We start from the raw sequence: 12,410 nt of genomic DNA, 5'->3' as shown, positions 1-12,410 counted from the left end.
GGGGATGGCCCCGTGCGTTCCGTGTCAACCGGGAGGGGCGCCACGGCCCCTCCCCTGTCGGCGCGCCGGGCTCAAGCAGCCGCGGCGACGCCCTCGTCCTCTTCCGGCTCCCGCATCAGCTCCTCGACCGACACGGGCTTCTCGGTGACCTTAACCGTTCCCAGGATGAAGTCGACCACCTTGTCCTCGTAGATGGGCGCCCGCAGCCCCTCGGCGGCCTGCGGGTTCTTCTTGAAGAACTCGAAGACCTGCTGCTCCTGGCCAGGGTAACGTCGCACCTCCTCGATGACCGCGCGGTTAAGCTCCTCACGGGTGACCGTTATATTGTTGCGACGGCCGATCTCGGAAAGGAGCAGGCCCAAACGGACGCGGCGCACGGCGATGGCGCGGTACTCCGCTTTCAGGGCCTCCTCGTCCTTCTCCTTGTCCTCGGCGTCGCCGCCGCCTGCCTTCAGCTCCTGCTGCAGGCGCTCCCAGATCTGGTTGAACTCGATGTCCACCATGCCGGCGGGGACCTCGAAATCGTGCAGCTCGGCCAACTTGTCCAGGAGGGCCCGCTTGGCGCGCAGGCGGGAAGTATTGCCGTAATCGGCGGCCATGCGCTCACGGATGGCGTCCTTCAGGGCGTCCAGCGTGTCGAAGCCGAAGGACTTGGCCAACTCGTCATCCAGGACGGCGTCCTGGCCCTGGCGCAACTCCTTCACGTCCACCTCGAACACGGCCTCCTTGCCGGCCAGCTCGGCGGCATGGTACTCGGCCGGGAAGGTGACGGTGACGGTCTTGTGCTCGCCGGGCTTGGCGCCGACCAGCTGGTCCTCGAAGCCGGGGATGAAGGTGCCGGAGCCAAGCTCCAGCTCATAGCCCTCGCCCTTCATGCCCGGGCGGCGCTCACCGTCCACGGAGCCGTCGAAATCGATCAGCAGGATGTCGCCGCTGGCGGCCGGGCGCTCCTCCTCCACCTTCACGGTGGTGCGGCGGCCCTTGGAAAGACGGCCCAGCGCCTCGTCCACCATGGCGTCGGTCACCTCGACCACCGGCTTGTCCAGCTCCACGGCGGACAGGTCGGCAGGCTCGAACTCCGGCAGCAGCTCGACGTTGACGGCGAACTCCAGGTCCTGGCCATCGGCGAAGTTGATGATCTCCACCTTCGGCTGCAGGGCCGGGCGCAGGTTGTTCTGCTCCACGGCCTTGGCGGTGCTGTCGTTGACGGCCCCCTCCAGCACCTCGCCCATCACGGACTGGCCATAGCGCTGCTTCAGCAGCGGCATCGGCACCTTGCCGGGACGGAAGCCGGGCATCCGCACGGACTTGCCGATCTCCGTCAGCTTGGCCGTGACGCGGTTCTGGATGTCAGCGGCGGGGACGGTGACCTTGTATTCGCGGCGGAGGCCGTCGGCGCTGGTCTCGGTGATCTGCATGGGACGAAGTGCCTGTCTTGTTCTGGTTCGCCTGGGGCCGGGGTCCGGCCGGTCGGCTCCCGCCAGGGGCGGTTTCCCCTCGCGGTGGGTTGCGGTCAAAACTCATGGTGCGGGCGAAGGGACTCGAACCCCCACGTCTCTCGACACTGGAACCTAAATCCAGCGCGTCTACCAATTCCGCCACGCCCGCCCCGGCGTGCGCGCCAGAGGCCCGCCCGCGGGAGCGCACCCTATAGCAAGGCACAACCGCCCCGCCAAGGGTTCATGTCGCGGCGATGTTCGCCTTACTCCAGCAGCACCCGGGCTGCCGCGTCCAGGATGGCGTCGGCGTCCAGCCCCATGACGCGGTAGAGGTCGGGCAGGTCGGCGCTCTGGCCGAAGGTCTCCACCCCCAGCGCCGCCACCTTGTGGCCCTTCACGGCGCCCAGCCAGGACAGGGCGGACGGGTGCCCGTCGATGATGGTCACCAGCCGGGCATCGGGGCCCAGCCCACCCAGCAGCCGCTCCACATGGCTCTCGGCCGCCTTCCCCTCCTGCCGCGCCTTGCGGGCCGCGGACCAGCCCTGGTGCAACCGGTCGGCGGAGGTGACGGCCAGCAGGCCGGCGCCGGGGACGTCGTCCAGCAATTGGGCATGGGCCTCGATGGCCTCCGGCGCCAGCGCACCGGAATAGGCGATGACCAGGTCCGTGCCGGGGGCCGGCGGCTTCAGCCAATAGCCGCCGTCGATCACCGCCCTTGTATCCAAAGGGCGCCTCGGCTGCTCGATGGAGCGGGTGGACAGGCGCAGGTACAGGCTGCCGCCGTCCGGTGCCTGCATGTGTTCGAACCCCCAGCGCAGGATGGCCGCCAGCTCGTCCACATAGGCCGGCTCGAAGCTGGCCAGCTTGGGCAGGCCGATGCCGATCAGCGGCGTGGCGATGGACTGGTGGGCACCGCCTTCCGGCGCCAGGGTGACACCCGACGGGGTCGCCACCACCATGAAGCGGGCGTCCTGGTAGAGGGCATAGTTCAGCGCGTCCAGGCCGCGCTTCACGAACGGGTCGTACAACGTGCCGATGGGCAGCAGCCGGGTGCCGAACAGGTCATGGCTGAGGCCCAGGGCGCCCAGCATCAGGAACAGGTTGTGCTCGGCGATGCCCAGCTCCAGGTGCTGGCCCTCCGGGCTGCCGTGCCAGCGCTGGGCGGAGACGACCTTCTGCTCCTTGAAGGTGTCCTCCCGCAGGGACCGGTCGAACAGGCCCCGCCGGTTCACCCAGGCGCCCAGATTGGTGGAGACGGTCACATCCGGGGACGTGGTGACAATCCGGGCGGCCAGGTCCGTGTCCTGCTTCGCCAACTCACCAAGGATCTTGCCGAAGCCCTCCTGCGTGGACATGCGCTCCGAAAGCGCCACGTCCAGGTTCTCCGGCACCGCCACGGTGGCGGCCTTGAAGCGACGGCCGGGCCCTTGGGTGAAGGGCACCTCGTCGGTCAGGAAGCGCCGCAGTTCCTCCAGATCCACATCCAGCCCGGCGAAGGCCTCCCACTCCTCCCCGTCCTTCAGCCCGCACTGGGCCTTGAAGGCGGCGATCTGGTCCGGGTTCATCAGGCCGGCATGGTTGTCCTTGTGCCCCTGGAACGGCAAGCCCATGCCCTTGACCGTGTAGGCGATGAAGCAGGCGGGCTGCTCCGCGTTCACCCCGTTGGCGGTGCCGTGGAAGGTCTCCAGGATCGTTTCCAGGTCATGGCCGGCCAGGTTGGTCATGAGCGCGCCCAGCATGGCGTCGTCATGGTCGTCCAGCATGGCCCGCATGCCCGCCGTGTCGCCCAGGTCACGGCGCAGGATCTCCCGCCACGCCGCCCCGCCCTTGAAGGTCAGGGCGGAGTAGAGCTGGTTCGGGCAATTGTCGATCCAGTGGCGCAGGGCGTCGCCGCCCGGCTGGCGAAAGGCGGCTTCCAGCTTCTTGCCGTATTTCAGGATCTGCACGTTCCAGCCCAGGGACCGGAACATCCCCTCGATAGGGACCCACAGCTTGTCGGAGACGACGGAATCGAGGCTCTGGCGGTTGTAGTCGATGATCCACCAAGTGTTCCGCAGGTCGTGCTTCCAGCCTTCCAGCATGGCTTCGAAGACGTTGCCCTCATCCAACTCGGCATCGCCGACCAGGGCGACCATGCGGCCTTCCGGCTGCTCGGTCATGCCCTTCAGCCGGACATAGTCCTGGACCATGGAGGCGAAGGCGGTGATGGCCACGCCCAGGCCGACGGAGCCGGTGGAGAAATCCACGTCGGCCGTGTCCTTGGTACGGCTAGGATAGCTTTGCGCGCCGCCCAGGCCACGGAACTTCTCCAACTTGTCCCGGGTCTGCCGTCCCATCAGGTATTGGATGGCATGGAAGACGGGGCTGGCATGGGGTTTCACAGCCACCCGGTCCTGCGGCCGCAGCACGTCGAAGTACAGCGCCGTCATGATGGTGGCGAGGCTGGCGCTGGACGCCTGGTGACCGCCCACCTTCAGCCCGTCGCGGGACGGGCGGATGTGGTTGGCATTGTGGATCATCCAGGTGCTGAGCCACAGCACCTTGCGCTCCAGCGCCCGCAGCAGGCGCAGGCGGCGGTCGATGTCGGGGCCACCCGTCAGGATGCGGGGCGAGGCTGAGGTGTCGGGCATGGGCGGCGCTTCTTCCTTGGGGCGGTCCTCACGGGCACCCCCGGACAAGGGCGCCACGGCCCGGCCCTTCTGAACGGGGCCTGAGCGGCCCCTATATAGGACGTAACGGGGACAGGCGGAACCGCCGCATGGGCGGCCCGCCTTCCGCGCAGGCAACAACATCGGGGAAGGACAAGCGTCCTGCCGTGGTGGGCCGCCTCAGCCGGCGACGCGCTGGTCGAATAGCCGCTGGAAACTTTCCACCGACAAGGTGCGCAGGCTGCCCGTCAGGGCGCTGTCCGTCACCTCGTTCCGCACCAGGAACCGCACATGCGGCACCGGGATCCCGGCATGGAAAATGGAGAGGACCTCTGCCGTCTCCACCACGCCGCCGGTCATCACACGCCGGTACCGGGAACCAGGTACCGGCGGCTCCTCAATCTTGGTTCGCTTGAAAAACGACACGCCCATCGTAAAGCCCCCATTCCCAAATCCGCCCCATTCAGGGTACGGACCTCCCCAAGGGATAGGCCTCGCTTGTTATGAACAGGTTAATTCATTAGGAGGACTTTGCCAAGGACTTCATGGCAGTTGATGCGACCACCTTCCCATCACCCCGATATGCCTCGTGGTTGGCATCAATGTTCGACAGGCGATAGGCGTAGTTCACCATGAGCCCGAAGGACTCTTTCCAGCCTTTGGGAGAGGTATCCGCAGCCCAGTTCAGCCGCTCCACCCGCGCCCCGTTGGTCAGGTGGAAATGTGCGACCGGGTCGGCCGCACGCCGACCGTTCCGGGCAGACAACAGGTAGCTTGCGGCAAGCCGCATGAGCACGGGCTGCAACGCCGCTTCCAGGACCCCTTCCACCTCCCCCCGGGCCCGGGCAAGCGCCTCGGCCAGCAGGGGCTGTTCCCGGTCCGGAACTAGCTCGTGGAGCTGCTGGAACTCCGGTGGTGCCAAGAGCTGGTCGCCCTTCTGCGCCACCTCCGCCTCCAGCCAGCGGCGGAAGCCCGGGATGGGCGACAGGGTGGCGAATTGTTTCAGGTTCCCGAACTCGCCCTTCAGCAGGTCCACCACGCGCTTGATCAGGAAGTTGCCGAAGCTAATCCCCGCCAGCCCCTTCTGGGCGTTGGAGATGGAATAGAAGATGGCCGTGTCCGCCTCCTGCGGATCGCTGGCGGGGGCGTCCGGGTCGAGCAGGGCCTGAACGCTGTCCGACATGCCCTGGACCAGGGCCACCTCCACGAAGATCAGCGGTTCGTCCGGCATCCGCGGATGGAAAAAGCCGAAGCAGCGCCGGTCGCTGTCCAGCCGGTCCTTGAGGTCCTGCCAGCCCCGGATGGCATGCACCGCCTCATACCGGATCAGCTTCTCCAGCAGGCTGGCCGGGCTGTCCCAGGTGATGCGGCGCAGCTCCAGGAACCCCACGTCGAACCAGCCGCGCAGCAGGTCCTTCAAGTCCGCTTCCAGGGCGACATAGTGCCGGTCCTGCCGGGCCAGCTCCAAAAGCTCCGCCCGCATCTCAACCAGGAACTTCACGCCCTCCGGCAAGGTGTTGAATTGGGTCAGCAATTGCATCCGACCCGGCTCCAGCGCCCGGCGCAGGGTGCGCTCGGCCTCGCCGCGGGCCACCGGGTCGGCGGCCCTGTGGAAGATGTCGATGGCCCGGTCCACGGCGGCGCGGTCCACGTCGAATTCCGCCAGAAGACGCAGGAAGCTGCGGCGCCCCTCTGGTTCCAGGGCCAGATAGGTGCGCCCCAGGTCGGCGGCACGGGCGCGGGCCGAAACCTCCCCGCCCTTGCCTTCCAGGCAGTCACGGATCTGGCTGCGCCACCGTTCCTCCTCCGTCCGGCCGGTGGCGCTACGAATGGTACCCACGACAGTGATGGCGGAGCCGGCGATGTCGCGCCAGACGCTGCGCAGGTTGCCCAGGGTGCGGTCCAGCAGCCCGGCTTGGGTGGCGGGAACCGCGTCGGCGGCGGGTTCTCGGGTCTTGATGTCACTCATGGCAACGAATCTCGGCGGGCAAGAGGACGGCCGCAAGGGACAGATACGTTACTGCCCCCTTTGATCAGGCAAGGTCGCCTTCAACCGGCGCAGCACGCCGGGCAGCGCCTCGGCCAAGTCTTCCGCGATCAGGCCAGGCCCCACGGCCGTCCCCAGTTCGCCATGCAGCCACGCCGCCATGCAACCGGCATCGAAGGCATCCACGCCTTGGGCGATCAGCCCGACCGCGAGCCCTGCCAGGGTGTCGCCGCTCCCTGCCGTGGCAAGGTCGGGCGGGGCGTTGGAGTTGACCACGGCCCTGCCGTCCGGATGGGCGACCACCGTGTCGGCCCCCTTCAGCAATACGGGCGTCCCGGCCAGGGCCGCCGCGCGTCGGGCTTGGTCCAGCTTGCTGCCGGGAATGTCGCCGAACAGCCGTGCGAACTCCCCGCCATGGGGCGTGAGCAGCCACCGCGACTCAAGACCCGCGGCCAACCCCTTCAGGTCCTCGGAAAAAGCGCCAAATACGTCGGCATCCAGGACCCCCGCCTTGCCGGCATCCACGGCCGCCCGCACCTGCCCCCTCAGCTCCGCCGAGGCGCCGGCCCCAGGGCCGATGAGCACCGCATTCCGCCGCCTGTCGGCCAGCAGGTCCTGGAAGGCCTGGCCGTCCGGCACCGGCTGCACGATCACGCTGGGCATGGAAAGGCTGTAGACCATCCAGGCCTCCGGGTCCGCGGCGATGGTTACCAGCCCAGCCCCGACCCGCAGGGCCGCCCGCGCCGCCAGCCGCGCGGCCCCGGTCATGACCCTTCCGCCCAGGACCAGGGCATGGCCACGGCTGTACTTGTGCCCATCCAGCCGCGGCCAGGGATAGCGGGCCACCCATAACCTTTCGGTGTTTTCCCAAAGCCTTGTACCCAGCCCCTCAAGCACCGACTCAGGGATCCCGATGTCGGCCACCAGCACCGTGCCGCACAAGGCCCTGCCGGGAAGCAGCAGGTGGCCCGGCTTCTTGCGAAAGAAGGTGACGGTCAGGTCTGCCTGGGCGGCCCCGCCCATCACCGCACCCGTATCCCCATTCAGCCCGCTGGGCACGTCCACCGCCACCACAGGGATGCCGCGGTCGGCCATGGCGCGCGCAAGTTCCAGCGACGCGCCGTCCAGCGGGCGGCCCAGCCCGGCGCCATACAGGGCATCCACCACCAACCCCGCCCCGTCCAACAGCTCGGGACCAGCCCGCTCGACAGGGCCCGACCAGGTTGACGCAGCCCAGCCGGCGTCTCCTCCCAGGGCGGCGGCGTCGCCCAGCAGGCCAAGCCTGACCGGCCATCCGGCTTCGGCCAGGTGGCGGGCAACCACGAATCCATCGCCGCCATTGTTCCCGGGGCCGCAGAGGATGCTGACGGGGCACGGCTCCCAGCGGGACTGGATGGCCCCGGCCACCGCGCGCCCCGCATTCTCCATCAAGGTCGTGCCGGCAACGCCTGCCGCCATTGCGGCCCGGTCGGCCGCGTACATCTGCGCGATGCTCAGGATTTCGTCAGCCATGCCGCACCCTGGCGCCTGCCTGTGTCATCATCCCTTGCCAAGGGGACACCAGCGGCTGCCATCGGGCAAGCAAAAGCGCCGCAGCCCAGACCGGGCCACGACCGCTTTACACCAGGCGATGTGAGAAGGAAGACTGGGGCGATCGATGGGACTCGAACCCACGACAACTCGGACCACAACCGAGGGCTCTACCAGCTGAGCTACGACCGCCACAGGGAGCCGCTGTATGCCCCAGCCCGCCCCTGCCGTCAAGCCCTTCGTCAAACTTTCTGGAGGCATTTCGCACAGCCCTGCCCTTCGCCCAAGGAACAGGCGACATTCCGGCGGCGCGAACCGCACAACGGTCACGTCTGCCACCTGTTTGAACAGCAAGGGCAAGATTCAGGCAGACCATTGCACATTTTTCGTGCAGATTTGAACTCAAGACCGGCCGGAATCCCCGTCCTTTCGGTTAATCCAAACTGGCACGCCACATGCTTCACTGGGGCCGGCGCCGGGGAACCCCGGGCAAAGGGTCAGCCGAAGCCGGCGACGAGACAGGAGCTGCGATAGCTGATGAAAAAGGTCGAAGCGATCATTAAGCCCTTCAAGCTCGACGAGGTGAAGGAAGCCCTGCACGAAGTCGGCATCAAGGGCATCACCGTGACCGAGGCCAAGGGCTTCGGCCGCCAGAAGGGCCATACGGAGCTGTATCGCGGCGCGGAATACGTGGTCGACTTCCTGCCCAAGGTGAAGATCGAGATCGTCATGGACGACGCCCTCGTGGACCGCGCCATCGAAGCCATCCAGCAGGCCGCCCACACCGGCCGCATCGGCGACGGCAAGATCTTCGTAACGCCTGTGGAAGAAGTTATCCGCATCCGCACCGGTGAGCGCGGCGGCGACGCCATCTGACGGGCGGAGACAAGTTTCCAGCACCCGGCCCCGCAATCCCTGGGGCCGGCAACCACCAGCGACAAACCCTAAACAACGGAACTCGAGGCAATGTCGGACATCAGCAAGGTCTTCGACCTGATCAAGGAACACGACGTGAAGTACGTCGACTTCCGGTTCACCGACCCGAAGGGCAAGCTGCAGCATACCGCCCAGCACATCTGCACGGTGAACGAGGAGATGTTCGCCGACGGCATCATGTTCGACGGCTCCTCCATCGCCGGCTGGAAGGCGATCAACGAGTCCGACATGATCCTGATGCCGGACGCCTCCACCGCGGTCATGGACCCGTTCGCGGCCCAGCCGCTGCTCACCGTCTTCTGCGACGTGTACGAGCCCTCCACCGGCCAGCCCTACAAGCGTGACCCGCGCTCCATCGCCAAGGCCGCCGAGAAGTACATGGCCTCCGCCGGCATCGGCGACGTGGCCTATTTCGGCCCCGAGGCCGAGTTCTTCGTCTTCGACGACGTGAAGTTCGAAGTGTCGATGAACAAGGTCATGTACGAGTTCGACAGCGAGGAGGGTCCCTATACCTCCAGCAAGAACTATGAGGGCGGCAACCTCGCCCACCGCCCGGCGGTGAAGGGCGGCTACTTCCCCGTGGCCCCGGTGGACAGCGCCCAGGACCTGCGCGCCGAGATGCTGACCGTCCTCGGCGACATGGGCGTCGAGATCGAGAAGCACCACCATGAGGTGGCGGCTTCCCAGCATGAGCTGGGCGTGAAGTTCGGCACGCTGGTGAAGATGGCCGACGGCATGCAGCTGTTTAAGTACGTGGTGCACAACGTCGCCGCGTCCTACGGCAAGACCGCGACCTTCATGCCGAAGCCGGTGTTCGGCGACAACGGCTCGGGCATGCACTGCCACCAGTCCATCTGGAAGGACGGCAAGCCCCTGTTCGCGGGCAACGGCTATGCCGACCTGTCCGACACGGCGCTGTACTACATCGGCGGCATCATCAAGCATGCCCGCGCCCTGAACGCCTTCACCAACCCGACGACCAACAGCTACAAGCGCCTGGTCCCGGGCTATGAGGCCCCGGTGCTGCTGGCCTACTCCAGCCGCAACCGCTCCGCCTCCTGCCGCATCCCCTACGTCAACAGCCCCAAGGGCAAGCGCGTCGAGGTGCGGTTCCCCGACCCGGCGGCGAACCCCTACCTGGCCTTCGCGGCCATGCTCATGGCCGGCCTGGATGGCATTCAGAACAAGATCCACCCCGGCGACGCCATGGACAAGAACCTGTACGACCTGCCGCCGGAGGAGCTGAAGGAGGTTCCGACCGTCTGCCGCTCGCTGCGGGAGGCGATGGAGAACCTGGCCGCGGACAACGAGTTCCTGAAGAAGGGCGACGTGTTCACGGAAGACATGATCAGCAGCTACATCGACCTGAAGATGGAAGAGGTCCTGGCCTTCGAGACCAGCCCGCACCCCATCGAGTACAAGATGTACTACAGCGTCTGATCCCCTCTCCCGAGGGACAGGACCAGGAGGGCCGCCCGGCGACGGGCGGCCCTTTTTGCGTCTCCAGAGCCAAGCGAGGTGTTAGCACGCGCTTTTCCCTCACTGTGACACAAGGTTCAGCTATGCTCAGATGATATCCCGAATCACGCCAAGCTGATGCGCTACATCCTTGTTCTATCGCTGCTCCTGCTCGCTCCTCTGCCCGCCCACGCCCAGCAGGCGGAGGCGCGGGAGGCGGCGCGGACCGGCAATTGCACCCCTGGCAAAGTGGAGCCGGTGAAGCGCGTCACCGGCCGGCAGGCGACGACGGTCTTCAAGATCGCCTGCACCGGGCAAAAGGACGTGTTCGTGCTGGTCCGCTGCCAGGACCGCACCTGCACCCTGCTGCGTTAGCAGCCCATGCCGGGACCGCGACCACCCTTCCCCTGGACCGCCTGGGTCGTCCACCTGCTGACGGCCACCGGCGCCGTCTGGGCCCTGCTGGCCACCCTGGCCGTGGTGGCGGGTGAGGCGAAGATGGCGTGGCTCTGGCTCGGCATCGCCCTGGTGGTGGACGGGATCGATGGCCCCCTCGCCCGGGCGTTCCATGTCAAGGAGCGGGTGCCCCTGTTCGACGGGGCGGCCTTGGACCTGATCGTCGACTACCTGACCTATGTCTTCGTCCCGGTCCTGTTCCTCTGGCGATTCGGCCTGCTGCCAGAGCCACTGACCCTGCCGCTCTGCATCCTGGTGCTTCTGTCCTCCCTGCACCTCTTCGCCAAGGCGGACATGAAGAGCGGCGACAACTACTTCGTCGGCTTCCCTGCCGTGTGGAACGCGGCAATCCTGTATCTCTGGCTGTTGGCCCCTAGCGCCTGGGTGAACGCCGCCGCCGTCCTGGCCCTGGTCGCCCTCACCTTCATCCCGGCCAAGTTCGTCCACCCCTTCCGCGTCGTGGAGTTCCGGCCCTTGACCCTGGCCGCCACGGCCACCTGGGCGGTCACGATGGTGGTGCTGGTGGCCGCCCATCCGGAACGCCCTGTCTGGGCGTTGGCGCTCTGGCTGGCAGCGACGGCATGGTTCGGCGGGTTGGGGCTGTGGCGCTCGCTCCGCCGGGACTGACGGGGCAATACCCACGCGGCGACAAGGGCCAACTCGCCATGTTTCCAACCCGATCCCTATGTTAGCCTCCCCCACACGGAGAGCTTTCCAAGGGAGATGGTGCGCGATGAAGAAAAAGACGTCGCTCCTCGCCATGCTGGCGACGGTTGCCCTCGTGGCGATTTCCCCGGCCCAGGCCGAGATCGTGGTCGGGATGGCCGGCCCGCTGACCGGCCCCAACACCGTGTTCGGCATCCAGATGCGCAACGGCGCCGACATGGCCGTGGCCGACCTGAACGCCAAGGGCGGCGTGCTGGGGGAAAAGCTGCGCCTGGTGAATGAGGACGACGCCTCCAACCCCAGCCAAGGCGTTGCCGTCGCCAACAAGATGGCCACCGCCGGGGCCGTGGCGGTGTTCGGAAACTTCAACTCCGCGGTCTCCATCCCCTCCTCGAAGGTCTATGCCGACGAGGGGATCATCATGATCAGCCCGGCCTCCACCAACCCGCAACTGACCGAGCAGGGGCTGGACACGGTGTTCCGCACCTGCGGCCGCGACGACCAGCAGGGCGACGTGGCCGCCGCTTGGATCGCCAAGAACCACAAGGCCGACAAGGTCGCCGTCATCCACGACCAGACCACCTATGGCAAGGGTCTGGCGGATGCCACCAAGGCGGCCATGAACAAAGCCGGGGTGAAGGAGGCCATGTATGACGCGGTGACCGTGGGCGACCGCGACATGTCCGCCCTGATCACCAAGATGAAGAACGCCGGCATCCAGGTGGTCTATTTCGGCGGCCTGCACACGGAGGGTGGGCTTCTGGTCCGCCAGATGGCGGAGGCGGGGCTGAAGGCGCAGTTCATCTCCGGCGACGGCACCGTGAACCAGGAGTTCTGGAACATCGCCGGCAACACGGCGGAGGGCGCCCTGGTCACCTTCGGCGCGGAGAACCGCGACAAGCCGGAGGCGGCGGAGGTGGTGAAGCGCTTCCGCGCCAAGAACTTCGAGCCGGAGGCCTACACCCTCTACACCTACGCCGCGGTCCAGGCCTGGGCCCAGGCGGCGGAAAAGGCCAAGAGCACCGACGCCGCGAAGGTCGCCAAGGCCCTGCGCGACGGGGAGTACAGCACCGTCATCGGCCCGCTGTCCTTTGATGCCAAGGGCGACCGTAAGAAGACCGACTACATCGTCTACAAATGGTCCAACGGCAGCTACAAGCCGGTCCCGGGCCAGGGCTGACGACTGATTGCCTTCTCCCTGGGGAGAAGGTGGCGCGTCAGCGCCGGATGAGGGAGGTGGGCGTCGGGACGGACGGTAACCCCACCCGTTTTGCTGCTCCCACCTCCCTC

At 67.1% G+C, this 12,410-nt stretch carries 10 protein-coding genes and 2 tRNA genes; 5 read left to right on the top strand and 7 right to left on the bottom strand.

The genetic code is table 11. The features are described 5' to 3' along the window. Positions 1-71: 71 nt before the first annotated feature. From tig to HHL28_RS06175, 7 genes are all read right to left on the bottom strand, one after another. A complete protein-coding gene (gene tig / locus HHL28_RS06205) occupies positions 72-1,418 on the bottom strand; it encodes a trigger factor (protein ID WP_075769377.1) in 1,347 nt (448 codons plus the stop codon). Between the two features lie 105 nt (positions 1,419-1,523). Further along, positions 1,524-1,608, bottom strand: a tRNA-Leu gene (locus tag HHL28_RS06200). A gap of 94 nt (positions 1,609-1,702) precedes the next feature. Next, positions 1,703-4,069 (bottom strand): 1-deoxy-D-xylulose-5-phosphate synthase N-terminal domain-containing protein, encoded by a 2,367-nt coding sequence (locus tag HHL28_RS06195; RefSeq protein ID WP_075769376.1) that lies wholly within the window; start codon positions 4,067-4,069, stop codon positions 1,703-1,705. 198 nt (positions 4,070-4,267) lie between these two features. After that, positions 4,268-4,447 (bottom strand): hypothetical protein, encoded by a 180-nt coding sequence (locus HHL28_RS06190; RefSeq protein ID WP_075769375.1) that lies wholly within the window; start codon positions 4,445-4,447, stop codon positions 4,268-4,270. Between the two features lie 160 nt (positions 4,448-4,607). Continuing rightward, the gene (locus HHL28_RS06185; protein WP_075769374.1) at positions 4,608-6,056 is read right to left on the bottom strand and encodes a malonyl-CoA decarboxylase; all 1,449 of its coding nucleotides are present in this window, start codon (positions 6,054-6,056) and stop codon (positions 4,608-4,610) included. Positions 6,057-6,104: 48 nt separating this feature from the next. After that, on the bottom strand, positions 6,105-7,586 hold the full coding sequence (locus HHL28_RS06180; protein ID WP_075769373.1) for a bifunctional ADP-dependent NAD(P)H-hydrate dehydratase/NAD(P)H-hydrate epimerase: 1,482 nt from the start codon (positions 7,584-7,586) through the stop codon (positions 6,105-6,107). Positions 7,587-7,720: 134 nt separating this feature from the next. Then, a tRNA-His gene (locus HHL28_RS06175) sits at positions 7,721-7,796 on the bottom strand. Between the two features lie 345 nt (positions 7,797-8,141). Between HHL28_RS06175 and HHL28_RS06170 the strand changes: the two genes are divergently transcribed. From HHL28_RS06170 to HHL28_RS06150, 5 genes are all read left to right on the top strand, one after another. Further along, the gene (locus HHL28_RS06170) at positions 8,142-8,480 is read left to right on the top strand and encodes a P-II family nitrogen regulator (protein ID WP_075769372.1); all 339 of its coding nucleotides are present in this window, start codon (positions 8,142-8,144) and stop codon (positions 8,478-8,480) included. A 90-nt stretch (positions 8,481-8,570) separates the two neighbouring features. After that, a complete protein-coding gene (glnA, locus tag HHL28_RS06165) occupies positions 8,571-9,980 on the top strand; it encodes a type I glutamate--ammonia ligase (RefSeq protein ID WP_075769371.1) in 1,410 nt (469 codons plus the stop codon). Positions 9,981-10,136: 156 nt separating this feature from the next. After that, on the top strand, positions 10,137-10,373 hold the full coding sequence (locus HHL28_RS06160; RefSeq protein WP_075769370.1) for a hypothetical protein: 237 nt from the start codon (positions 10,137-10,139) through the stop codon (positions 10,371-10,373). A gap of 6 nt (positions 10,374-10,379) precedes the next feature. Beyond that, positions 10,380-11,081: a CDP-alcohol phosphatidyltransferase family protein gene (locus HHL28_RS06155; protein ID WP_075769369.1), complete on the top strand. Its 702-nt coding sequence runs from the start codon at positions 10,380-10,382 to the stop codon at positions 11,079-11,081. Between the two features lie 106 nt (positions 11,082-11,187). After that, positions 11,188-12,300: a branched-chain amino acid ABC transporter substrate-binding protein gene (locus HHL28_RS06150; protein ID WP_075769368.1), complete on the top strand. Its 1,113-nt coding sequence runs from the start codon at positions 11,188-11,190 to the stop codon at positions 12,298-12,300. Positions 12,301-12,410 lie beyond the last annotated feature (110 nt).

The organism is Aerophototrophica crusticola, from assembly GCF_012913305.1.
Lineage (GTDB): Bacteria > Pseudomonadota > Alphaproteobacteria > Azospirillales > Azospirillaceae > Niveispirillum > Niveispirillum crusticola.
Note: the sequence above shows the minus strand (reverse complement) of the source record. Positions and strands in the feature narration are given on the sequence as shown.

Bases quoted from the DNA above. Each gene is read 5' to 3' on its own strand.
- tig (WP_075769377.1), bottom strand. From the start codon at position 1,418: ATGCAGATCACCGAGACCAGCGCCGACGGCCTCCGCCGCGAATACAAG.
- HHL28_RS06195 (WP_075769376.1), bottom strand. From the start codon at position 4,069: ATGCCCGACACCTCAGCCTCGCCCCGCATCCTGACGGGTGGCCCCGAC.
- HHL28_RS06190 (WP_075769375.1), bottom strand. From the start codon at position 4,447: ATGACCGGCGGCGTGGTGGAGACGGCAGAGGTCCTCTCCATTTTCCAT.
- HHL28_RS06185 (WP_075769374.1), bottom strand. From the start codon at position 6,056: ATGAGTGACATCAAGACCCGAGAACCCGCCGCCGACGCGGTTCCCGCC.
- HHL28_RS06180 (WP_075769373.1), bottom strand. From the start codon at position 7,586: ATGGCTGACGAAATCCTGAGCATCGCGCAGATGTACGCGGCCGACCGG.
- HHL28_RS06170 (WP_075769372.1), top strand. From the start codon at position 8,142: ATGAAAAAGGTCGAAGCGATCATTAAGCCCTTCAAGCTCGACGAGGTG.
- glnA (WP_075769371.1), top strand. From the start codon at position 8,571: ATGTCGGACATCAGCAAGGTCTTCGACCTGATCAAGGAACACGACGTG.
- HHL28_RS06160 (WP_075769370.1), top strand. From the start codon at position 10,137: ATGCGCTACATCCTTGTTCTATCGCTGCTCCTGCTCGCTCCTCTGCCC.
- HHL28_RS06155 (WP_075769369.1), top strand. From the start codon at position 10,380: ATGCCGGGACCGCGACCACCCTTCCCCTGGACCGCCTGGGTCGTCCAC.
- HHL28_RS06150 (WP_075769368.1), top strand. From the start codon at position 11,188: ATGAAGAAAAAGACGTCGCTCCTCGCCATGCTGGCGACGGTTGCCCTC.